The organism is Clavibacter michiganensis (genome assembly GCF_016907085.1).
Lineage (GTDB): Bacteria > Actinomycetota > Actinomycetes > Actinomycetales > Microbacteriaceae > Clavibacter > Clavibacter michiganensis_O.
In genome coordinates, this window is record NZ_JAFBBJ010000001.1 from 215,810 (window position 1) to 239,513 (window position 23,704).

General features: G+C 72.7%; 12 protein-coding genes, 1 tRNA gene and 1 pseudogene. 7 read left to right on the forward strand and 7 right to left on the reverse strand.

What is annotated here, in order from left to right; genetic code table 11:
- Positions 1–121: 121 nt before the first annotated feature.
- Together nudC and JOE38_RS01000 are read left to right on the forward strand one after the other, a co-directional pair.
- Positions 122–1,075, forward strand: a complete 954-nt coding sequence (nudC, locus tag JOE38_RS00995; protein WP_204574468.1) for an NAD(+) diphosphatase — start codon at positions 122–124, stop codon at positions 1,073–1,075.
- Positions 1,076–1,085: 10 nt separating this feature from the next.
- Entirely contained in the window at positions 1,086–3,014 is a 1,929-nt protein-coding gene (locus tag JOE38_RS01000) for an ATP-dependent helicase (protein WP_204574469.1), read from the forward strand.
- On the opposite strand, the pseudogene JOE38_RS15990 reads toward JOE38_RS01000, so the two are convergent.
- A pseudogene (locus tag JOE38_RS15990) lies at positions 2,995–3,765 on the reverse strand (TOMM precursor leader peptide-binding protein); the annotation flags it as partial. The gene JOE38_RS01000 and the pseudogene JOE38_RS15990 sit on opposite strands and share 20 nt — an antisense overlap.
- Before the next feature lie 142 nt (positions 3,766–3,907).
- The gene (locus JOE38_RS01005) at positions 3,908–5,323 is read right to left on the reverse strand and encodes a zinc-dependent metalloprotease (RefSeq protein ID WP_204574470.1); all 1,416 of its coding nucleotides are present in this window, start codon (positions 5,321–5,323) and stop codon (positions 3,908–3,910) included.
- A gap of 211 nt (positions 5,324–5,534) precedes the next feature.
- Between JOE38_RS01005 and JOE38_RS01010 the strand changes: the two genes are divergently transcribed.
- The 3 genes from JOE38_RS01010 to JOE38_RS01020 all read left to right on the forward strand — a co-directional run bounded on the left by JOE38_RS01010 (position 5,535) and on the right by JOE38_RS01020 (position 9,929).
- Positions 5,535–6,626 (forward strand): YlbL family protein, encoded by a 1,092-nt coding sequence (locus tag JOE38_RS01010; RefSeq protein WP_204574471.1) that lies wholly within the window; start codon positions 5,535–5,537, stop codon positions 6,624–6,626.
- A 139-nt stretch (positions 6,627–6,765) separates the two neighbouring features.
- Positions 6,766–9,714, forward strand: coding sequence for a UPF0182 family membrane protein (locus JOE38_RS01015; protein ID WP_204574472.1), 2,949 nt, complete (start codon positions 6,766–6,768; stop codon positions 9,712–9,714).
- Positions 9,715–9,855: 141 nt separating this feature from the next.
- Positions 9,856–9,929: transfer RNA gene (locus JOE38_RS01020), tRNA-Met, on the forward strand.
- A 68-nt stretch (positions 9,930–9,997) separates the two neighbouring features.
- On the opposite strand, the gene JOE38_RS01025 is transcribed toward JOE38_RS01020, so the two are convergent.
- From JOE38_RS01025 to lipB, 5 genes are all read right to left on the reverse strand, one after another.
- The gene (locus JOE38_RS01025; protein ID WP_204574473.1) at positions 9,998–10,663 is read right to left on the reverse strand and encodes a peroxiredoxin-like family protein; all 666 of its coding nucleotides are present in this window, start codon (positions 10,661–10,663) and stop codon (positions 9,998–10,000) included.
- A gap of 116 nt (positions 10,664–10,779) precedes the next feature.
- On the reverse strand, positions 10,780–12,501 hold the full coding sequence (locus JOE38_RS01030; protein WP_204574474.1) for an ABC1 kinase family protein: 1,722 nt from the start codon (positions 12,499–12,501) through the stop codon (positions 10,780–10,782).
- On the reverse strand, positions 12,498–13,073 hold the full coding sequence (locus JOE38_RS01035) for a PadR family transcriptional regulator (RefSeq protein WP_204574475.1): 576 nt from the start codon (positions 13,071–13,073) through the stop codon (positions 12,498–12,500). The genes JOE38_RS01030 and JOE38_RS01035 overlap by 4 nt, the downstream gene beginning before the upstream one ends.
- A 127-nt stretch (positions 13,074–13,200) precedes the next feature.
- On the reverse strand, positions 13,201–14,190 hold the full coding sequence (gene lipA / locus JOE38_RS01040; RefSeq protein ID WP_204574476.1) for a lipoyl synthase: 990 nt from the start codon (positions 14,188–14,190) through the stop codon (positions 13,201–13,203).
- Positions 14,187–14,888 (reverse strand): lipoyl(octanoyl) transferase LipB, encoded by a 702-nt coding sequence (gene lipB, locus JOE38_RS01045; RefSeq protein ID WP_204574477.1) that lies wholly within the window; start codon positions 14,886–14,888, stop codon positions 14,187–14,189. Before lipB ends, lipA begins: the two co-directional genes overlap by 4 nt.
- 92 nt (positions 14,889–14,980) lie before the next feature.
- Here lipB and JOE38_RS01050 point away from each other — a divergent pair, with 92 nt between their 5' ends.
- Positions 14,981–15,862, forward strand: a complete 882-nt coding sequence (locus JOE38_RS01050) for a siderophore-interacting protein (RefSeq protein ID WP_204574478.1) — start codon at positions 14,981–14,983, stop codon at positions 15,860–15,862.
- Between the two features lie 166 nt (positions 15,863–16,028).
- Positions 16,029–22,883, forward strand: a complete 6,855-nt coding sequence (locus tag JOE38_RS01055) for a PA14 domain-containing protein (protein WP_204574479.1) — start codon at positions 16,029–16,031, stop codon at positions 22,881–22,883.
- Positions 22,884–23,704 lie beyond the last annotated feature (821 nt).

The following is a 23,704-nucleotide window of genomic DNA, read 5'->3' on the forward strand; positions in this document are numbered from 1 at the left end:
TGGGAGCCCTCCGTCTCACCGCGCCACGCGCTTCCGGCCCCACACGCGCACCGTGGGCGGACCATCGGCACCGCCGTCTCCGCCCCTCGGCCCGTCCGCCCCCGAAGTCGATTGGTCACCCGTGCTCGACAGCTTCCTCTCCCGTCTGCCCCTGTCCCGCGAGGGCGTCGACCGCGACGGCCTGAACCGCGACTCGCCCGCCCTCTTCGACGAGCTGTGGGCGGATCCGGCCACGCGCGTGCTCCCTCTCCACGGACACCGCGCGCTGGGCTCCGCCGCGGACGGCCGCGCCGCCCTCGACCTGCTGCCGGTCGACCGCGTGACCAGCGCGACCGTCCGCATCTACCTCGGCCGCACCACGATCGCGCACGAGGGCGAGCCGGTCGGCACTCCTGTCGTCGCCGCCGTCCTCACCGACGCCGCTGCCGCCGAGCTCGAGCCCGCGGAGGAGCGGTGGCTGGAGCTGCGCACGACCGCGACGCAGCTCGACGACCGCGACGCCGCGCTCTTCACGGGCGCGCTCGCCACCGCGAACTGGCACGCGTCGCACCCGTTCTCGCCGAAGACGGGGGAGCCGACCGTCGTCGAGCAGGGCGGCTGGGTGCGTCGCGCGCCCTCCGACGGCTCGCAGGTCTTCCCGCGCACCGACGCGGCCGTGATCATGGGCGTCGTCGATGCGGACGACCGTCTGCTCCTCGGCGCCAACGCCATGTGGGGCGGCGACCGCTACTCGCTGCTCGCGGGCTTCGTCGAGCCGGGGGAGTCGTTCGAGGCGGCCGTGAAGCGCGAGGTGCTGGAGGAGTCCGGCGTGACCGTCGAGGATCCGCGCTACCTGGGCAGCCAGCCGTGGCCGTTCCCCGCGTCCGTCATGGTCGGCTTCCTCGCGCGGGTCTCCGCCGGGAGCGGACCCGCGACGCCCGACGGCGTCGAGATCATCGACCTGCGCTGGTTCAGCCGCGAGGAGCTGCGCGCGTCGCTCGGCGAGATCGCGCTGCCCGGCCCGTCGTCCATCGCGCGCGCCATCATCGAGGAGTGGTACGGCGGACCCCTCGAGGACGGCGAGCGGGAGTGGTGATCCGCCGATCGTGACCGACCAGCTCGTCCCCGGGACGCCCGGGCGCGACCCCTACGGGTCGACCGCGTCCGGCGCCCTCCCGGCACCCGTCTCCCTCGGCCCCGCGACCACCGACGAGTCCGCCGACCAGCCCGTGGAGGAGGCCCGCACCGCCGAATCCCTGCTCGAGGCGCTCGACGACCAGCAGCGCCTCGCCGCCGAGGCGCTCCTCGGCCCCGTCGTCGTGCTCGCGGGTGCCGGCACGGGCAAGACGCGGGCCATCACGCACCGCATCGCCTACGGGATCCAGGCCGGCGTCTACCCGCCCAACCGGGTCATGGCGCTCACCTTCACCTCGCGCGCCGCGGCCGAGCTGCGCGGCCGGCTGCGCGAGCTCGGCGCCGGACCCGTGGCCGCGCGCACCTTCCACGCGGCGGCCCTCAAGCAGCTCAACTTCTTCTGGCCGCAGGTGGTCGGCGGCACCATGCCGCGCCTCATCGAGAGCAAGGGCCGGATGCTCGGCCACGCCGCCGAGTCGCTCCGCCTCCGCCTCGACACGGCCGCGCTCCGCGACATGGCCGCCGAGGTCGAGTGGCGCAAGGTGTCCATGATCTCCATCGAGCAGTACGGCCTCGCCGCGCGCACCACGCGCACGCTGCCGCCGCAGCTCGACGCCGACCAGGCCGTCGCGCTCCTGCAGGCCTACGAGGACATCAAGGACCAGCGCCGCCAGCTCGACTTCGAGGACGTGCTGCTCGCGACCGCGGGCATGATCGAGGCGGAGCCATGGGTCGCGCAGCAGGTGCGCGAGCAGTACCGCTTCTTCGTGGTCGACGAGTACCAGGACGTCTCGCCGCTGCAGCAGACGATCCTCGACCTCTGGATGGGCGACCGGCGCGACCTCTGCGTCGTCGGCGACGCCAGCCAGACCATCTACTCGTTCGCGGGCGCCAAGAGCGCGTACCTCCTCGACTTCGCGTCGCGCTTCCCCGAGGCGACCGTGGTGCGGCTGGAGCGCAACTACCGGTCGACCTCCGGGATCACCGAGGCGGCGAACCGGCTGATGCGCGGACGGCCCGGCGCGCTCACGCTCGTGTCGGCGGACGCGGACCCCGACGGCGACGGCACGGGCACGTCCTCCGCCCGCGCCGCGAAGGGCCGCGGATCCGCCGCCGTCCCGGGTCGCGGCGAGGGCTTCCGCGCGCCGCAGGTGAGCGCGTTCCCGTCCGACGGCGCCGAGGCGCGCGCGATCGCGGGCGCGATCGCCCAGCAGATCGCCTCCGGCATCGCGCCCGAGGACATCGCCGTGCTCTACCGCATGAACGGGCAGTCGGCGGTGCTGGAGCAGGCGCTCGGCGACGCGGGCGTCAGCTACCAGGTGCGCGGATCCCAGCGCTTCTTCGACCGCCCCGAGATCAAGCAGGCGCTCCTCGCGCTCCGCGGCGCGTCCGTCTCCATCTCCGGCGAGCCGCTGTTCAAGTCGGTGAGCGACGTGCTCCGCGGCCTCGGCTGGAGCCAGCAGCCGCCTGAGCAGCCGGGCGCCGTGCGCGACCGATGGGAGTCCCTCGACGCGATCATGGGCCTCGCCGAGCGGATGCCCGCGGGCAGCACCTTCCGTGCCTTCACCGACGAGCTGCTCGAGCGGCAGGCCGGCCAGCACGAGCCGACGGTCTCCGCCGTCACGCTCGCGACCCTGCACTCCGCCAAGGGCCTCGAGTGGGAGCACGTCTACCTGATGGGGTTGAGCGAGGGGCTCGTGCCCATCAGCTATGCGCAGACGCTCGAGGCGGTCGACGAGGAGCGGCGCCTCCTCTACGTCGGGATCACGCGCGCGCGCTCCGGGCTCCGGCTCTCCTGGAGCCGGAGCGGACCCCAGCGATCCGGTCAGCGGGAGCCGTCGCGGTTCCTGGCAGAGCTCGACACCCGCATCGCGGGTGGGGGCGCGAAGCGCGGCGGGTGACCCGGCCCGACCGCACGTCGAGCACGGCCTGGTGCGTCGCGAGCGCGTTCTCGCCCATCGTCAGCAGCCGGTCGGCGGGCCGCGCGGCGAGGGCCGCGAGCTCGGCGGGCACGAGCCCCGCCTCGGATCCGCTGTCGCGCCCGAGCAGCTGTGTCGCGATGGCGGGCCACGCCGGGTCCGCGTCCCGGCGCGCGAGGTCCAGGCAGTAGCAGCAGGCCGTCCGCCCGGGCTCGACGAGCGGGCCGACGACCGCGTGCCGGTCGCCGAGGACGACGGGCAGGTGCGGCACGTCCTCCCGCGACCAGCGTCCGTAGACGGCCGGGGCGATGGCGAAGTGGGCGACGATCACGGCGAGGGCGGTGCGCGGATCCGCGTCGCCCGACATCGGCTGCGGCGCCACGTCGTGCCCGGCGCGTGCCAGGGCGTCGGCGATGCGGTCGGCCGTCGGTCCGCCGCCGACGACCGCGACCGTCCCGGTCCGGGTGGGGCGGGGGACGTCCGCGTCGCGCGGCGGGAGGAGCGCCGGCCGCACCAGGTCGAGCAGCTGCGTCACGTGCGCGGGACTCGCCCCCTCCGTCGCCGCGATCATGTCGAGGCCGCCGCGGCTGATGCCGTGCACGAGCGCGTCGAGCAGCCGCTCGTCGAGACGCGAGACGGCGCTGAGCACCACGGGCGGGCGGTCGACGCCGAGCTGGAGGGAGTCCGGCGTGCGCCAGACGAGCGGGAGGCGGGGATCGAGTCGGATGGCCATGGGCGCGGAGAGTGCCCGACGGGCGCGGAGCGTGGGGCGCGCGTCCACAGGTCCGACGCGGGGGACGCGGAGCCGGGCCGACGTGCACGAGGCCGGCACCGCGGTCGCGGTGCCGGCCTCCCCGGGTGGTGCGGGTCGGGCGTCAGACGGGACGCGGATCCGTCCCGGGTGCGTCGTCGGGTCCGTCGCCCGGCGTCTCGCCCGGTTCGGTCGCGCGACCCTGGCCGTCCTCCACGGGGCGTCCGGCGTCGGATCCGCTCAGCAGGTCCTCGAGCGCCTGGTCGACCTCGTCGGGCTCGGGCTCGCCCTGCGTGAGGCGCACGACGAGCGCGTGCGGCGCGTCGATGTCCTCGGAGGTGGGCAGCACGTCGGGGTGCGACCACAGCGCGTCGCGCTGCTCGGCGCCGACGCCGTCGGTGACGGCCTGCCACATGGCCGCGGCCTCGCGCAGGCGGCGGGGCCGGAGCTCGAGGCCCACGAGCGTCGCGAACGCGGACTCGGCGGGGCCGCCCGTCGCGCGGCGGCGACGCACGGTCTCGGCGATGGCGGACGCCCGGGGGAGTCGCACGGTCGCGGCCGCGGTCACCACGTCCACCCAGCCCTCGATGAGCGCGAGCATCGTCTCGAGGCGCGCGAGGGCGGCGAGCTGGGCCTCGCTCTTCGGCGGGATGAGGGATCCGTCGACCATGGCCTGGCGGAGCTCCTCGGGGTTCGACGGGTCGAAGCCCTCCGCGAGCGACTCGAGCCGGTCGGTGTCGATGTGCACGCCCTTCGCGAACTCCGTGATGGAGGAGATGAGCTGCAGGCGCAGCCAGCGCGCGTGACGGAACAGGCGCGCGTGGGCCAGCTCGCGCACCGCGAGGTAGATCTGCACCTGGTCGTCGGAGACGTCGATGCCCTCGCCGAACGCCTGGACGTTCTGCGGCAGGAGCGCGGCCTGCTGGTCGTCGAGGAGCGGGATGCCCACGTCGCCGCCCGAGACGACCTCGGTGGACAGCTGCCCGACCACCTGGCCGAGCTGCATGGCGAAGAGCGTGCCGCCGAGGTTCCGCATCATGCGTCCGGCGCCCGCGACCATGCCCTGCATCTCCTCGGGCGCGTTCTGCTGGAGCACCTCGGTGAGCGAGTCGGCGATGCTGAGCGCGACGGGCTCGGCGAGCTGGGTCCACACGGGCATCGTGAGCTCGGTCCACTGCGCGCGGGTGATGAGGCGCGGCGCGACCGTGAGCTGGCTGACGTAGGTGACCTCGTCGAGCCAGAGCGCGGCGACCTGGAAGGCCTGGTCGAGCGGCGCGGACGCGGCGGCGGTGACCTGCGTCTGCTCGGCCGCGGCGAGCTGGCGGGCGCCCTCGCGGGCGACCTTCCAGTCCACGCCGTCGCCCGTGTTGGCGAGCGCGCCCTGGAGCTGCGCGAGGAGCTGGCGGACCATCTCCGGGTCCTGCGGGAGGCCCGCGGCGCCCGCGAGCTTGTCCGGGTCGATCTGCCCGTCGGCGCCGAGGAACCGCTCCAGCATGCGCCGGAACTCGTCCTCGGGGTTCGGGGTGGGCTCGTCGGCCATGGAGGTTCTCCCGGGGGTCGAGGGGTCCGGATCGCGGTGCCGCGGCCGGTGGATCCACGCTAGCCCGCGCCCACGGGAAACCCATCCGCATTCGCCTAGGCTGGGCCGTCGCGGCTTCCGCCCGCCGCGAACAGCGGCTGTGATGGCCGCCCCGACACCCGTCGCCCGGCCGCTTCCCGGCCCGACGCGCCCCGACACCGAGGACATCCTGATGAGCCTGTTCGCCCAGCACGCCCCCCGCGCACCCCGGCCCCCGCGCCGCCGCGGCGTCGGTCGCGTGCTCGCCGGCGTCGGCGCCGTGCTCGCCCTCGCGCTCGGCCTCATGCCGTCGCCGTACGTCATCGAGCAGCCGGGCCCCGTGTTCGACACCCTCGGCACGAGCGACCACGAGGGCACCGAACGTCCGCTCATCTCCATCCCCGACCGCACGACGTACCCCACCGACGGCAGCCTCGACATGCTCACCGTCAGCGTCGTCGGCAACCCCGCGCAGCGCCCCGACTGGTTCGCGGTCGTCTCCGCCTGGCTCGACCCGACCCGGAGCGTCGTGCCGATGGAGGCCGTGTTCCCCGCCGAGCAGACCGCCGAGGAGCGCGACGCCCAGAACCAGGTCCAGATGACGGACTCGCAGCAGGACGCCGTCGCCGCGGCACTCACCGAGCTCGGCATCCGGGTGCCGCGCACCCTGCAGGTGCAGAGCGTCCTCGACGGCTCCCCGGCCGACGGTCCGCTCCGCACCGGCGACGCGATCCGCACGGTCGACGGCGCGGACGTGGTCGACCTGGCCGACCTCCAGGCGCGCGTCGCCGCCGCGGGCACGAGCACGCCGCTGTCCTTCGGGATCACGCGCGACGGCCAGGACAGCACGGTCGAGGTCACGCCCGCCGCGCGCGACGGCCGCCCCGTCATCGGCGTCGTCACGTCCACCTCGTACCAGTTCCCGTTCGAGGTCGACATCCAGCTCGACGACGTCGGCGGACCGAGCGCCGGCATGATGTTCGCGCTCGGGATCATGGACAAGCTCGAGGAGGGCTCCCTCACGGGCGGCAAGGCCATCGCCGGCACGGGCACGATCGACGCGGCGGGCGACGTCGGCCCCATCGGCGGGATCCGGCAGAAGCTCGTCGGCGCCGAGCGCGCCGGCGCGCAGTACTTCCTGGCGCCGACCGACAACTGCGACGAGGTGCGGGGCCACGTGCCCGACGGCCTCCGCGTGTTCGCCGTCTCGACCCTCGACGACTCGCTCGCGGCGCTCGCCGCCATCTCGACGGACGGCGACCTGGACGCGCTCCCGACCTGCTGACGCCCTGCCGAGGACAGCGGCCGCCGCGGTCGTCGCGAGGGCTCCCTTACCAGACGCAGACCGCCTCTCGCTCGCAGGTCCCTGGCAACAGCCCCGCCTAGGATGAGGACTCCGCTGTCCCCGACTCTGAGGCACACACGTGACAAGCACATCCGCCCGGCCCGCCAGACGGAGCCGAGCCCCCCTCGCCATCACCGCGGCCATCATCGCCGCCCTCGTGATCGCGTTCTTCATCTTCGCCGGGTTCTACGCCGACGTCCTCTGGTACGACCAGCTGGGCTACCTGGGGGTGCTGCTCACGCAGTGGGGCGCGGGCATCGCGCTGTTCCTCATCGGGTTCCTCGCCATGGCGATCCCGGTGTTCGTGAGCATCCAGGTCGCGTACCGCTCGCGGCCCGTGTACGCGAAGCTCAACTCGCAGCTCGACCGCTACCAGCAGGTCATCGAGCCGCTGCGCCGCCTGGCCATGTTCGCCATCCCCGCGGTGTTCGGCCTGTTCGCGGGCGTTTCCGCGTCGAGCGGCTGGCAGCGCACGCTGCTGTGGCTCAACCGCACGCCATCCGGCACGACCGACCCGCAGTTCGGGCTCGACACGTCCTTCTACCTGTTCGAGCTGCCCTTCTACCACGCGGTCGTCGGCTTCGCCTCGGCGGTGGTCATCATCTCCATGCTCGGCGTGCTCGCCACGAGCTACCTCTACGGCGCCGTGCGCTTCACGGGCCGCGAGGTGCGCATCTCGAAGAGCTCCCGCATCCAGATCGCGATCACCGCGGGCGTCTACTTCCTGCTGCAGGGCGTGAGCATCTGGCTCGACCAGTACTCGTCCGTGGTCAACACCGCCAACGGCGGGCTGTTCACCGGCGCCGCCTTCTCCGACGTCAACGCCGTGATCCCCGGCCGCACGATCCTCGCCGGCATCGCCGCCGTCGTCGCGGTCCTGTTCCTCATCACCGCGGCCATCGGCCGCTGGCGCCTGCCCATCATCGGCACCGCGGGGCTCATCGTGGCCAGCATCCTCATCGGCACGGCCTACCCGGCCATCGTGCAGCGCTTCCAGGTGGAGCCCAACGAGCGCTCGCTCGAGTCGCCGTTCTACGAGCGCAACATCGAGGCGACCCGGCAGGCCTACGGCCTGGCGGACATCGAGGAGATCCCCTACGACGCGACCACGGACACCACGCCGGGCGCGCTCCGCGAGGACGCCGCGACCACCGCGAACATCCGCATCCTCGATCCCGCGGTCGTCGGCGACGCGTTCAGCCAGCTGCAGCAGTTCCGGCAGTACTACCAGTTCGGCGACAACCTGGACGTCGACCGGTACCAGATCGACGGCCGCGTGCAGGACACGGTGGTCGCGGTCCGCGAGCTGAGCCCCACCAACACCGGCACCTCGTGGGTCAACCAGCACCTCGTCTACACGCACGGCTACTCGCTCGTCGCGGCGTACGGCACGCAGCGCACCTCCGACGGCCAGCCCGTGTTCCTCGAGTCGGGCATCCCCGCCTCGGGCGACCTGGGCGACTTCGAGCCGCGCGTGTACTTCGGCGAGAACTCGCCCGACTACTCGATCGTCGGCGGGCCCGAGTCCGGCGACAAGGTGGAGCTGGACTACCCGTCCGGCGTCGACGGCGCGGACGAGACCTACACGACGTTCCAGGGCGACGGCGGGCCGAAGGTCGACAACGTCTTCAAGCGGCTCATCTACGCGCTCAAATTCCAGTCGGAGCAGATCTTCCTGGCCAACCAGATCAACGACCAGTCGCAGATCCTCTACGACCGCGATCCGGCGGAGCGCGTCGGCAAGGTCGCGCCCTACCTCACGGTCGACAAGGACCCGTACCCCAGCGTCGTCGACGGCCGCGTGGTGTGGATCGTCGACGGCTACACGACGAGCGACCAGTACCCGTACTCGCAGCACAACGACATGAGCCGCCTCATCGCCGACTCGCAGCAGACCCAGCCGCTCGTGCCGACGGACCGGATCAACTACATCCGCAACTCGGTCAAGGCCACGGTCGACGCGTACGACGGCAAGGTCACGCTCTACGCGTGGGACACCGACGACCCGATCCTCAAGACGTGGCAGAAGGTGTTCCCCTCGACCCTCAAGCCGATCGCGGACATCTCGGGCGAGCTCATGAGCCACCTGCGCTTCCCGGCCGACATGTTCAAGGTCCAGCGCGCGGTGCTCGGCAAGTACCACGTGACGGACCCCGGCTCGATCTACTCGAACCAGGACCTCTGGACCACGCCGAACGACCCGACGGCCACCACCGAGGCGGGCACGCCGGCGAGCCTCCAGCCGCCGTACTACCTGACCATGCAGATGCCGGGTCAGGACGCCCCGCGGTTCTCCCTGTACTCGACCTTCATCCCGCCGGCCACGCAGGACACCTCCCGGAGCGTGCTCACGGGCTACCTCGGAGTCGACTCCGATGCCGGCAGCACGGCGGGGGAGAAGGCGCCGGACTACGGGAAGCTGCGTCTGCTGACGCTGCCGAACGACGACACGATCCCGGCGCCGACGCAGATCCAGAACAACTTCAACTCGGACACGAACGTGGCGAACCAGCTCAACCTGCTGGAGCGCGGCGGCCGCACGAGCGTGGTGCGCGGCAACCTGCTGACCCTCCCGGTCGGCGGCGGCCTGCTCTACGTGCAGCCCGTGTACGTCCGGTCCACGGGCGACACGAGCTACCCGCTGCTCCGCAAGGTGCTGGTGGCGTTCGGCGACAAGATCGCGTTCGAGGACACGCTGGACGCGGCCCTCGACAGCATCTTCGAGGGTGACTCCGGCGCGACCGCGGGCGACGAGAACGTGCCCACGACGCCCGCGGACGGCGCGACGGACGGCGGGTCCACCGACGGCGCGACCGACGGCGGCACGGGATCCACGCCCACGCCCTCGCCGACCACGTCGCCCGCGGCTCCCGCGCAGGACGTGCAGGCGGCGCTCGACGCGGCCAACACGGCGCTGCAGGAGCGGCAGGCCGCGTACGCGTCCGGTGACCTCGTCGCCGCCGCCCAGGCGGACCAGCGCTTCACGGAGGCCGTGCAGCGCGCGTACGAGCTGAGCCAGCAGCAGTAACGCTCGGCGCCTCATGACCTCGGCCCCGGCGGCCCCGCGATGCGGGTGCCTCCGGGGCCGTCGTCGTCCGGATGGGGAAACGGGCGGTCGCTCCGCCGTGGTCATGAGCACGTCAGAGGTCTGGTAATGTATTCCTCGTAGCGCGGGGTGGAGCAGTTCGGTAGCTCGCTGGGCTCATAACCCAGAGGTCGTAGGTTCAAATCCTGCCCCCGCAACAAGATGAAGGCCCGGTCTCCTGGAGACCGGGCCTTCTGCGTTCCCCGGGAGTGCCGGGTCGCGCCGGCTAGCGGGCGACCACGGCGTCGACCGCCGCGAGGATCTCCGGGACCTCGGTGCGCGTCGTGTAGTCCACGTGCACGTCGGCGAAGGTGACGCGGCGGTCGGCGTCGACGACGAGCACGGTCGGGAACGGGATGTCGCCCGTGCCGTCGGCGTTGCTGTCGGCGACGTCGAAGCCGAGCTGCGCGTGGGCGGCGCGGGCCTCGGGGGTCGGTTCCGTCAGGAGGCCGAGCGCGCGCACGAAGGCGTTGGACGGATCCGACAGGACGGCGAAGTCCAGCCCGCCGCCCGCGACCGCCTGAGCGCTGCCCTCGGGCGTCTGCGGGCTCACGGCCACGAGCGTCGCCCCGCGCTCGGTGAGGGCCGGCAGCAGCTCGGCCTGGTACTGGCGCAGCGTCAGGTTGCAGTACGGGCACCAGGCGCCGCGGTAGAGCACGACCACCGCGGGGCCGGCGCCGAGGGCCGCGTGCAGGTCGACCTCGGCGCCGTCGGGATCCACGAGCGTCGCCCCGGGGAGCGCGTCGCCGGGGGAGACCGCGTCGGACGGGACGCCGCCCTCGCGGAGGGCCCGCTGCTCCGCGGCGAAGACGCCGGACAGGTCGGGGCCGATCTGCTCGGCGAAGCCGCGGTCGAAGTCGGCGATCTGCGCCTGGATGGTCGTGTCGGTCATGGTGTCTCCTCGGTCCGTCGGGTCGGTGCGCTCACCGTAGGCGGGCGATCCGGGAGGGCCGCCGGTGGGGCGTCACACGGCGTCACGACCGACGTCGAGCGGACAGGCGGGCCGGCTCAGCGGCCGCGGCGGCCCGGGAGCAGCGCCTGCGCGAGAGGGATCACCGATACCACCAGGAGCACGGTGCCGAGCACCTCGTCGTCCGGGCGGAGGAGCACGCCGCCGGCGAGGAGGCCCGCGAAGACCAGCGCGGAGACCGCGCGGCGCAGGGTCCGCTCGAGGGCGCCGACGCGGCGCTCGAGCGTGGGGTCGCTGATGGGGAGGGCGCCGTCGTCGATGCGCGTGAGGAGCGCGTCGAGGCGGCCCGGGAGGCGGGCGAGCGTGCCCGCGGTGTCGGAGACGCGCGTGCCCAGATCCCGCACGACGTTGCCGCGCTCCTCGCGGATGAGGCGCTGCGCGTACGGCTCGACGGAGTCCCACAGGTTGAACGCGGGATCCAGCGCGCTGCACACGCCCGAGGTGAGCGACATGGCGCGGATGATGAGCAGGAAGTCGTCCGGCAGCTGGAACGGCAGGGTGCGCACCACCTCCTGGAACTCGTTCGCGAACGCGCGGAACTCCCGCGGATCCACCTCGCGCAGCTCCGCGAAGCCCAGCCCGCCGAAGCGCGCGAAGAGGCGCGTCATGGCGAGCTCGAGCTGCGTGGTGTCGGCGGACGGCAGCAGCACGCCGATGTCGCGGGCCGCGTCGACGAGGCCCTTGCCGTCGCGCGAGGCGGCGGCGATGAGCATCTTGCGGAGGCCCCTGCGGGTGCTCGGCGGCACCTCGCCCATCATCCCGAAGTCGATGAAGGTGAGTGTCCAGCCCTGCTCGACGGAGCCGTCCGTCACGGGCGTGACGAACACGTTGCCGGGGTGCGGATCCGCGTGGAAGAAGCCGTCGGCGAAGAGCTGGTCGAACATCACCGCGGCGAAGACGGGCGCGACGTCGACGGGATCGATCCCGGCGGCGAGGAGCCCCGCGTGGTCGGTGATCTTGATCGCCGTCACGTCCTCGAGCGTGAGCACGCGCCGGGTGCTGCGCTCCCAGACGATCTCCGGCACGGCCACGCGCTCGTCGGCCGCGAACATCTCCTGGAAGCGGGCGGAGCTCCGGGCCTCGTGCAGGTAGTCGATCTCCTCGAGGCTCGTCTCGGCGAACTCCTCCACGAGCGCGGGCGCGTCCACCCGGTCGGACACGAGGCGGACGTGCGTGAGCCAGCCGCCGATGCGGCGGAGGGCGGCGAGGTCGATGCGGACGATGTCGTCGATGCCGGGGCGCTGGACCTTGATGACGGCGCCCGTGAGACCGGTGTCGGCGGAGTCGACCGGGCCGAGGATCGCGCGGTGCGCCTGGCCGAGCGACGCGGCGGCGACGGGCGTCTCGTCGACCCAGGCGAAGGCGGCGGCGAGCGGCATGCCCAGCTCGCGCTCCGCGAGCGCGCGGATCTCGGGGAACGGGACGGCGGGTACCTCGTCCTGCAGGTCCTCGAGCTCCGCGGTGATCTCGGGCGGCAGCACGTCGAGGCGCGACGACATGAACTGGCCGACCTTGATCATGAGGCCGCCGAGCTCCACCGCGAGCACGCGGAAGCGGCGGGCGAACAGCTTCATGCGCCGGGTGCGCGTGCGGTCGGCGATGCGGCGGAGGCCGACGCGGGGCAGGAAGAGCTCGTACCACCACGTGACCGCGAGGTTCCAGGCGGCGAAGCGGAGGATGCGGCGGTAGCGGGCGCGCGTCTCCGGGGCGTCGGCCTCGGGATCCAGCCCGGGAGCGGCGCCGGCCGTGGCCGCGGTCACTCCCGGGCGAGGATCGCGTAGAGGCGGCGGCGCACCGCGTCGAGCTCGGTCACGGCCTCGGCGACCTGCGCCGGGGTGCCCGAGCGCTGGACCTGCGCCGCGGCCTGGGCCAGCGCGAGGCCGGCCTTCGGGAGAGCGGAGCGGTCGTGCCGGTCGTGGCCGTCGTGCCCGTGCGCGTCGGAGGCGTCGGCCCACGGCGCGGTGATGCCGTCGCGCGCGACCGCGGCGCGGCCCGCCTCCGTCAGCGCGTAGACCTTGCGCCCGTCGGTGGTCTCCGCCGCGATGAGGCCCTCGTCGGCGAGGAGCTGGAGCGTCGGGTACACGGCCCCGGCGTTCGGGGTCCAGGCGCCGGCGGTGCGCTCCTCGATCTCGTGGATGATGCGGTAGCCGTGCATGGGCTCCTCGGCGAGCAGGGCGAGGACCGCGTGGCGCACGTCGTGCGGGCCGGCGCCGTGCCCGGCGGGGGCGTCGTCGCGCTTCTCGAAGCGGGCGCGGAGCGACTCCATCGCCTGCCACACGCTGTCGGCGGCCTCGCCGAACGGGGATCCTGCGGTGGGGGACGATGCGGCCATGTCGAGCTCCTTGCTGTGGGACGAACGCGGTGCCTCGACGATAGGCCGCGGACCTGGCCGCGGACCCGGCAGGGCCCGCTTCGTCAGCGACCCGACAGGTCCGCGGTCGGGGGAGGGCAGCCGGGCGTCAGCCGACGGCCTGGGCGAACCCGCGCGTCGGGTCGGCGAGGTGCTCGAGCCCCGCGGGCAGCGCGCGGCCCTTGGCGGCCATCGACTGCGCCCACAGCCGGCCCGCGCGGTACGACGAGCGCACGAGCGGACCGGCGAGCACGCCGAGGAACCCGATCGCCTCCGCCTCCGCCTTGATCTCCACGAACTCCTCCGGCCGCACCCAGCGCGCGACGGGCAGGTGCCGCGGCGTCGGCCGGAGGTACTGCGTGACCGTGATGATGTCGCAGCCCGCGTCGTGCAGGTCGGCCAGCGCCTCGGACACCTCCTCGCGCGTCTCGCCCATGCCGAGAATGAGGTTCGACTTGGTGATGAGGCCCGCGTCCCGCGCCTGCGTGATCACGTCGAGCGAGCGCTCGTACCGGAACGCCGGACGGATGCGCTTGAAGATGCGCGGGACGGTCTCCACGTTGTGCGCGAAGACCTCGGGCCGGGACGAGAACACCTCGGCCAGGAGATCCGCATTCCCGGAGAAGTCGGTCGCGAGGATCTCGACGCCCGTGCCGGGGTTGTCGGCGTGGATCCGCCGCACGGTCTCGGCGTGCAGCCACGCGCCCTCGTCGGGCAGGTCGTCCCGCGCCACGCCCGTGACGGTCGCGTAGCGGAGGCCCATGCGGCGCACCGAGTCGGCGACGCGGCGGGGCTCGTCGGTGTCGTAGTCGGCGGGCTTGCCCGTGTCGATCTGGCAGAAGTCGCAGCGGCGCGTGCACTGGGATCCGCCGATGAGGAACGTCGCCTCCCGGTCCTCCCAGCACTCGAAGATGTTGGGGCACGCCGCCTCCTGGCAGACGGTGTGCAGGTCCTCCGTCTTCACGAGCTGCTGGAGCGCCTGGTACTCGGGCCCCATGCGGGCCTTCGTCTTGATCCACTCCGGCTTCCGCTCGATGGGCGTCTCGGCGTTGCGGACCTCGAGGCGGAGCATGCGGCGGCCGTCGGGCGCGGCGCTCATGTGCGGGCCCCGGCGGTGACGGACGAGAGGGAAGAGGTCGAGGGCATGGCGGATCCGTTCGAGAGGGCGCGCACGAGGTGCGGGCGGAGGAGGGGGACGACGTCGGCGGGCGTGACCGTGCGACCGAGGACGCGGCTGATGGAGGTGACGCCGGCGTCGCGGATCCCGCACGGGACGATGCGGTCGTAGGCGTCGAACGCGTTGCTGCAGTTGAGGGCGAAGCCGTGCATGGTGACGCGCTCGGCGACGCGGACGCCGATGGCGGCGACCTTCTCGTCGCGGGGCGCGCCGTCGGGAGAGGCGCCGCGGATCCAGACGCCCGAGCGGCCGTCGACGCGGCACGACGCGACGCCGAGGTCGGCGAGGAGGGCGATGAGCGCGTCCTCGAGGCGGCGCACGTGGGCCACGACGTCGAGGGGCTCCGGCAGCCGCACGATGGGGTACCCGACCAGCTGCCCCGGCCCGTGCCAGGTGATGCGGCCGCCGCGGTCGACGTCGATGACCGGCGTGCCGTCGCGCGGCCGGTCCTCCGGCTCCGTGCGCCGGCCCGCCGTGTAGACGGACGGATGCTCGAGGAGGATGACGGTGTCCTGCGCCCGGCCCGCGACGACGTCGGCATGCAGGGCACGCTGACGCTCGAGGGCCTCGATGTACGGCACGGAGTTGGCGCTTAGCCCCGTGACGACGATGTCGACCACGCGGCCAGCATAGGCGCGCGGTCCGCGGCGGGCGAGGGCGCGCGGGCCCGTCGCGTTGCGGGGGAGGCGCGCGGGGCGGAGGATCGTCCTCGATGACCGACTCCTCCGCACCCGCCGTCCCCGACCGTCCCGTCCGCGCCGCGCGGTCTCAGCACGTCCTCGAGGTGATCCGCACGGAGCGCCTCAGCCCGCACCTCGTCCGCGTGCACCTGGGCGGGGAGGGGACGCGGGCGCTGCTGGAGCAGGCCGTCCCCGAGCGGCTCGCCGCGACCGACGCCTACGTGAAGCTGATGCTGCCGCAGCCGGGATCCGGCGTCGTGCCGCCGTTCGACCTCCCTGCGTTGCGCGCGACGCTCGCGCCCGAGGCGCTGCCGGCGGTGCGGACCTACACGCTCCGGAATGCGGATCGGGCCGCGGGCACGGCGGCGATCGACTTCGTCGTGCACGGCGACGAGGGCCTCGCGGGGCCGTGGGCGGCGTCCGCGCAGCCGGGAGACCTGCTCGCGGCGAGCGGCCCCGGCGGCCTGTTCCGGCCGTCCGACGATCCCGCGGTCGCGCGCCTGCTGATCGGCGACGACTCGGCCGTGCCCGCCATCGCCGCGGCGCTCGCCGCGATGCCCGTCGACGCGGTGGGCGTCGCGCTCGTCGAGGTGGACGGGCCCGCCGACGAGCTCCCGCTCGCGCACCCCGCGGCTGTGGAGCTGCGCTGGATCCACCGCTCGCGCACGCCCGAGGCCGTGCCGGGCGCGCTCCTCGTCGACGCCGTGCGCGCCCTCGAGCGGCCGGCCCGCGAGGTCGAGGTCTTCGCGCACGGCGAGCGCGGGGCGATGAAGGAGATCCGCGCGCTCCTCCAGGACGGCTGGGGCATCGACCGCCGCGCCCTCTCGCTCTCCGCCTACTGGGCGCTCGGCCGCGCGGAGGACCGCTTCCAGGCGGAGAAGCGCGAGCCGGTGGGAGCGATCTTCATGGACTAGAGGACGCCCCCGGATCGGGGGCGCGGGCGTCGGTCGGCCTCCGGCGGGCGTGCCTGTGGAAAGCCAGCCGATTCTTCGTGTCCTCCAACCCTATTCTCAGCTCCGCTACCGCTCGGCGGTCGCGGATGCGGGTGCCTGATCCGTCTGCTCGAAAGGGAGCACTCGGATGCGTCCTGCACGCCGTCTCACCTCCACCGCCGTCATCGTGGCCCTGGCCCTGGTCGCGGAGATCTTCGTCGCCCTGCCCGCCGAGGCCGCGACCACGCCGACCCGGCCCGTCGCCTCCGTGCCCGCGCTCACGTCCGACGACGTCGACGTCGCCACGCCGACGATCCCCACCGGCTCGGTCGACGCCCCCGCTCCCGCGTACGCCCAGGCTCCCGCCGACCCGAGCGCGCCGGCCGCCGACGCCTCGGCCGTCTCGCCCTCCTCCCTCTCGGCCTCCGCCGTCGCCCGACCCCGACGGGCGGCATCGGCGAGCCAGCTGCACGACTCGGCCCAGCTCGTGTCCCAGTCGCAGTTCCAGGACACCTACGCGAACGACGACGGCACCGAGTCGGCGGTGCTCTCGCAGACGCCCCTCAACGTGCAGGACACGAAGGGCGACTGGGTGCCGGTCAACACGGACGTCACCGTCCGGTCGTCCGGCGCGGGCGTCGTCCCCGACCACCCGCTCGCTCCGCGCTTCGCCGACTCCGCGTCCGACGCGGGCGTCCTCACGCTGCACCACGACGGGCACGTGCTGAAGTACACGCTCGACGGCGCCGCGGACAGCCCGCTCGAGCGACCCAGCGCCGACGAGGTGCAGTACCGGGACGTGTTCCCGCGCACCGACCTGCACTACGCGGTGACGGCGGGGCAAGTCAAGGAGGAGCTCATCCTCGCGGCGCCGCCGGTGCCGGCCGCGCCCTCGTACACCTGGCACGTGAGCGCAGCCGGTCTGCACGCGGCGCAGGACGCCGACGGCTCCATCCTCTTCACCGACAAGGCCGGATCCGTCGTCTTCGGCATCCCCGCGCCGCGCATGTACGACTCGAGCGGTATCCCGGACGTGCAGGAGCCCGCCGACGCGCCCGTCGCCACCACGCTGACCGCCGACGGACGCGGCTGGACCATCCGGATGACGCCCGATCCGGCGTGGCTCGCGAGCCCCGACCGCGCCTACCCGGTGCACGTGGACCCGTCGTCCGTCGCGTCCTGGTCGAACGACCAGCACGAGTACAAGTCCGACGGCACCCGGCTCACCGACGGCACCGTCCGCATCGGCAACGCGCGGGACCACGGCGACAAGTACTGGCGCACGGTCGAGCACTTCGACTACGAGCAGCTGTTCGGCAAGCAGGTCCTCAGCGCCCGCATCGACGGCTCGTACTACAACGGCGGGACCAAGGCCCTCTTCGGGGGATCCATCAGCGCCGCGACGTCGTTCTCCTACAACGGGGTCGGGAACCGCCTCAGCCAGTTCGCCATGTCCGACAACGGCTCCGCGCAGGACGACCGGCTCACCGACGAGATCGCGAAGTACGTGCGCGACGGCTCGCGCGGCGCGTACCTCATCATCGGCGGCGACGAGCGGCCCGGCGTCTACACGTACAAGTCGATCGCGGTCGCGCTCGTCGTGACCTACAAGGACATGCCCACGGCGGGGCCGGCCATCGCCCCCTCTCCCGCCGACGGAGCCCGCGGTCCCGTGATGCCCACGCTCGCGATCTCGGGGACGGACCCGGAGGGCACCGGGCTGCAGTACTTCTACCGCATCAGCGCCGGGGACGATCCCGAGGTGGCGCCGGTGTGGGAGTCGGGCTGGGGCGCGCAGCAGGTGAAGGTGCCGTTCGGCGCGCTGAAGCCCGGCACCAGGTACCACTGGAAGGGCTACGTCAAGGACGGGTACGACGGGGTGCACGGCACCTCCACGCTCGGCATCTCCTCCACGTGGAGCTTCACCACGAACACGCCGGCCATGACGGCGCAGGCGGGATCCGCCCCCGTCGACGGCTCGGTCATCACCACGACCACGCCGACCCTGACGGCGCCGACCATCACCGATCCCGACGGCGATCCGGTGCGGTACCGCTTCCAGATCGCCTCCGGGGCCGACGGCACCACGGGCGCCGTCGCCACGTCCGGCTGGCAGACGGGCACCACGTGGACGGTGCCGGCGAACTCCCTGCAGGACGGCGGCCGCTACACCTGGTCGGTGCGCGCGTCCGACGGGTACGACGAGCCGCCGGTGACGTGGACGGACAAGATCCGGGTCGACCGCCGGGTCGGCGACGTCGGGCCCTCGCCCACGGACACCGCCGGTCCCGTCAGCGTGAACCTCGCGAACGGCAACGTCGGGCTGCGCTTCGCGTCGCCGACGGTGCAGACCGTGGGCGGCAGCATGGGCCTGGGCTTCAGCTACAACTCGATGCAGGCCGGCTCCGGCGGGCTCCTCGGCCGCTACTACGACGGCGCGGCTCCCCTCGGGGACGGCGACGCGTGCCACGCCGACGCCGGCACGCTCGCGACCACCCGCACCGATCCGTCGATCTCCTTCGACTGGGGCGACGGCTCGCCCGCCCCGGGGGTCGACCCGGACGACTTCTCCGCGAAGTGGACGGGCTTCCTGCACGTGCCCACCACGGGCACCTACACGTTCGGCATGACGCGCGACGACGGCGGCTGCGTCCGGGTCGGCGGATCCACCGTGTACTCCGGATGGCGCGACGACCACGTCGCGCAGGACACCACGGGATCGACCCCGACCGCGTTGACGCAGGGCACGCCCGTGCCGCTCGAGGTCGACTACTTCGAGCACGCGGGGGCGGCCGGGGTCTCGCTGTGGGTCACGGATCCGACGGGCGCCCAGTACGTGGTCCCCGCCGACTGGTTCACCCGCACCGTCGACACGCTCCCCGCCGGATGGTCGTCGACCACCGCGCTCGAGGGTGACGCCGGCGACTGGTCGCGCGCCCAGGTCACGGACTCCGCCGTGATCCTCACCGACGCCTCCGGCACCGCGCACACCTACACGCGCACCGCGGGCGACGGATCCGGCACCGGCTACACGGCGCCGACGGGGGAGCACGACCGCGTCACGCTCGACCAGTCGCGGCAGGTCGTCGTGACCGGCGACGACGGCACGATCACCACGTTCGACCCGTCCGGCCGCGTGCAGGGCGTCACGGGACCGGGTGACGCCCTCAAGCGGGCGACGCCCCTGTCGACGCGTCGACCCGGCACGGGCCTCGTCGACCGCATCTCGGATCCGCTCTCCGCGCTCGGCACCTCGCCGGAGACGTACGGCCGCGAGGTCCGCTTCGCGTACGCCGGCGACACCGCGGCGTCCCTGGGCCTCGACGCGAAGGACACGGACTCCACGGGATCGGCCTGCCCGGTCGCCGCCGGGTTCGCCGCGCCGCCCGCCGACATGCTCTGCCGCATCGTCTACCCGGGTCACGTCGCGGGAGCGACGGACACCACGCGCCTCTCCTACGACGCGCACGGCAACCTCGTGCGCATCACGGATCCGGGCGACGAGATCACCGACCTCGCCTACGACGGCGGACGCCTCACCACCGTCCGCGACGCGCTCGCGGACGACTGGCTCGCGGCGGACGCGCGGCGCGCAGCCGACGCGAACGTCGCCACCACCATCGCCTACGACGGCTCCGGTCGCGCGACCACCGTCACGCTCCCGGCGCCCGACGGCATCACGGCGGCGAAGCGGCCCACGAAGTCGTACGTCTACGGATCCGGCACGACCTCCATCGACGTGCCGGCGCTCGGCCTGGCCGCGGGCACCCACGCGTCGACCGTGACCTACGACGACGCCTGGCGGCAGACGAGCATCACCGGCCCCTCGGGGCTCACCGCCTCCTCCGAGTGGAACCAGAAGGACATGCCGCTGGCGTCCGTGGACGCGCAGGGTCGGAAGTCCACGACGCTCTACGACGCGCAGGACCGGCCGACGGACTCCTACGGCCCGGCGCCCGCATCGTGCTTCGGCTCCGACCGCGTGCCCACGGCGGCCTGCGCCGCGACGACGGCGCACTCGTCGACCGGGTACGACGGCGGGCTGCACGGGCTCGACGCGGTCTGGTACGACAACGGCAGCCTGACGGGCGCGCCGCGCGCGTACGGGTTGGGCGTCGGCAACGCCGACGGCAGCGTGGATCAGGACTGGGGGAACGGCAGCCCGGCCGCGGCCGGCGACGGCTTCCCGTCGGACGGCTTCTCGCTACGGCTCACGGGTCTCGTCACGGCACCGCAGGACGGCGACTACACCTTCGCCACCAAGGCGGACGACGGCACGCAGCTGTTCATCGACGACATCCCGCTGATCGACGCGTGGGGCGCGAACCCCGGCAACGAGATCCGGGCGAACCACGCCGTGCACCTCGCGGCGGGGCAGACCGCGCGCATCCGGCTGCAGTACAACGAGGGCCAGGTGTCCGCGTCGCTCAAGCTGGAGTGGCAGATCGGCAGCGGCGCCACCGTCGTGGTGCCGGGCAGCGCGCTCACGCCCGACTACGGGCTGCAGACGAGCGTGACGGCCGCCGACCAGGCGCCGACGGGCGTGGCGGGCATCAGCGCGTCGCAGATCTCCTCGGCCACCTCGGTCACGCAGTACGACGAGCCGTGGCTGGGCATCGCGACCGCGTCGGTGGTGGATCCGAAGGGCCTGGCGCTCACGCACTCCACCACCCACGAGGCGCGCGGCTCCGGGTACCTCCGTCGCCTTACCCGCACGCTGCCCGCGCAGGCCAACGTGGCCACGACGACGGCGTACTACGGCCCGACGGAGACCATCGCCTCCGCGTGGGGCGCCAGCGGCAAGGTCTGCGGCGTCGACGCGGCCACGCCGCAGTACGGGGCGACGAAGACCACCACGGGAGCGAAGCCCGCGTCGGGCGACGCCATCGTCACCTCGTTCGTCTACGACGTGATGGGGCGCGCGGTCGGATCGAAGCGATCCGGCGACGCCGACTGGTCGTGCACGAGCTACGACGCTCGCGGGCGCGCCACCTCGAGCACCACGGCCGCCTTCGGCTCCGTCGCGGCGCGCACGGAGAAGACGGACTACGCGGTCGGCGGGGATCCGCTCACCGGGGCGGTCTCGGACGGATCCGTCACCGGATCCACGAGCGGTGGCACCGTCACGACGGTCGCGAACCTCCTCGGGCAGGCGGTCAAGTACACCGACGTCTGGGGGACCGTCACGTCGATGTCGTACGACGCCGCGGGCCGTGTCACCTCGACGGTCGCGACGCCGCCCTCCGGCGCTGCGCACACCACCTCCTACGAGTACGACAGCGACTCCCGGGTCGACGTGATGCGCGTGGACGGCAAGGTCGTCGCCGATCCGACGTACGCGAAGGGCGAGCTCACGGGGATCACCTATCCCTCCGGTGCGACCGGCGCGGGCAACGGCTCGTCGCTCTCCGAGATCACGCGGAACGGCGCAGGGGCGGTGACCGGCATCGGCTGGTCGTTCCCCGGCAAGCAGACCGCCGTCACCGATCGCGTCGTCCGCTCGCAGGCGGGCGACGTGCTGCAGGACACCACGAGCGACGGCACGACGAGCAACGTCTCGACGTACTCGTACGACGCGGCCGGGCGTCTCGTCGCGGCCGTGATCCCGCACCACCGTCTGACCTACGGGTTCGACGCGCTCGCCGGATCCGCCGCCTGCACCCAGGCCGGCGCGGTCGCCGCCGCCGGTCGGAACGGCAACCGCACCTCCTCGTCGGACGTGCTCGACGGCGGGACGCCGACCACGGTGGCGTCCTGCTACGACGGAGCGGACCGCCTCATCGCCACCACGGTGGCGAACGTCCCCGCGGACGCCTCGCCGGTGAACCGCTCGCTGACCGCCGCGCAGCTCACCTACGACGCGCACGGCAACACCGTGCAGCTCGCGGACGAGACCCTCTCGTACGACGGCGGGGACCGGCACACGGCCACGAAGCTCGCCGACGGCTCGTCGGTGACGTACGTGCGCGATGCGACGGATCGCATCGTGCAGCGGACGGAGGTGACCGCGGCCGGCGTGAAGACGGTCACGCGGTACGGCTTCACGGGGAGCGGCGATTCCCCGGACTTCGTGCTCGACGTGTCGAGCGCGGCGACCGAGTGGGATCTGCCGCTGCCGGGTGGCGTGACGGCGGAGTTCCGCACCGGGTCGGCCGTGTGGTCGTACCCGAGCATCCACGGCGACATCCTCGTCACGGCGGACCAGGCCGGAGCACGTGCTCCGGGCCTCGCGGTCTACGACCCGTTCGGGCAGGTCGAGGATCCGAAGACGGGTGCGCTGGGCACGGTTTCGGCGAACCAGTCGGGTCCGGACACGCAGCAGGGCAACGCGGACTACGGGTGGCTGGGTCAGCACCAGAAGCTGTCGGAGCACCTGGGCGGCATCGCGACGATCGAGATGGGCGCCAGGCAGTACGTCGCGGCGCTGGGGCGGTTCCTGCAGGTGGATCCGGTCGAGGGCGGGACGGATGACGACTACGCGTATCCGAACGATCCGATCAACGGGTTGGATCTGACTGGGCAGAGCGACTGGTGGCAGAGCGTCGACTGGGGGATGGTGGCGAACGTGGCTCTCGTAGCGGCGATGTTCATACCCGGCCTGGATGTCATCGCGGGCGCCGGCCTCGCCCTACGGGCGGCGACCTTCGTCCCGAGAGTGGTTCGGGTTGCCCAGCTGGTCTACCGCAGTGCGCGTATTTTGGAAGCAGGGGAGGCAACTGGTGCAGGATTCGCAGCAGATGGGCTTGCCGTTCGTGGATTGGCGGGCAGGGTAGGAACGCGGATCGGGGGAAGAATTTCTACCGGCTGGCGACCCATTGTCTCACGTCCGAGTAACGGAGGCAGGATGTTTGTTTCGCGAACTAGGAACATCGCTTTCAGGACTCGGACCGGGAGGGGGCGTTTTGGGGGTGGGACGTCGAACGTCATGCACTCCGCCACGCGTCAATTCGGCAAGGATGACGCCCATCTGTATCAGAACATGCACATCAGTCACATAAGATAGCGGAGCGAGTAGATGCGCAAGATATTCAAGGGGCGTCATGCCAAGCGCGAAATGCCTTTAGAGCACCAGGAGAGTAGCCGTCCTCCTATTCCTCGGGATCCGGGTGTCCCGGCGATCGAGACATGGTTGCCAGCGGGTATAGCCGGGAGGCCGAGATCACCTGGACATGAGGGCGAGTGGGTCCTCGCGAGACGAATGGAAGCAGACGTCGAGGGTCGCCCATATGCGTATCGACTGTTTCTTCCCATCGATGGCCTCACGTTCGGCGAGTTACCATCGGATTACTTAGTAGGTATCGCCGAGGGGTCCCTCATTTCCGAGCGCGGCGGGGGAGCGATAGATATTGCGACGCGCGTGCTCGACGTGGCATGGGATACCTCTGAAGCGGCCTGGCGTGCTGCGTGCACATGGTTCAAGACGGAATCTCGACTGCGCCAGGATGAGGGCGAGACCTTGGAGGAGTTGCGTGCACGTGGCAATCCTCGCGGATTCGGCTTCGCGGGCCCATTTGACGTCGAGCCGGGTGATGCGCCTATGGCGTGAGCTCGCGGGCGCGCAGCGATGAATAGACGGGAAGTCTTCTCGGCTTTCCGCTTGCTTCGACGTCTACCGGCGAGTCGTGGATCCGCGAGCCGAGGGGGGCTCAACCCCGGGATCGGCGCGACTATCGCGCCGATCCCGCCCGCACCCACGGAGATCGCCATGACCGCTTCCGCTTCCGAGCCACGGTGGCTTCTGGAATTTGTGGATGCGGCTTCGGGATGAAGGTTCGCGAAGTTACTTTGGGGCAGATGTTAATGATACACAAAGGCTGATGGAAC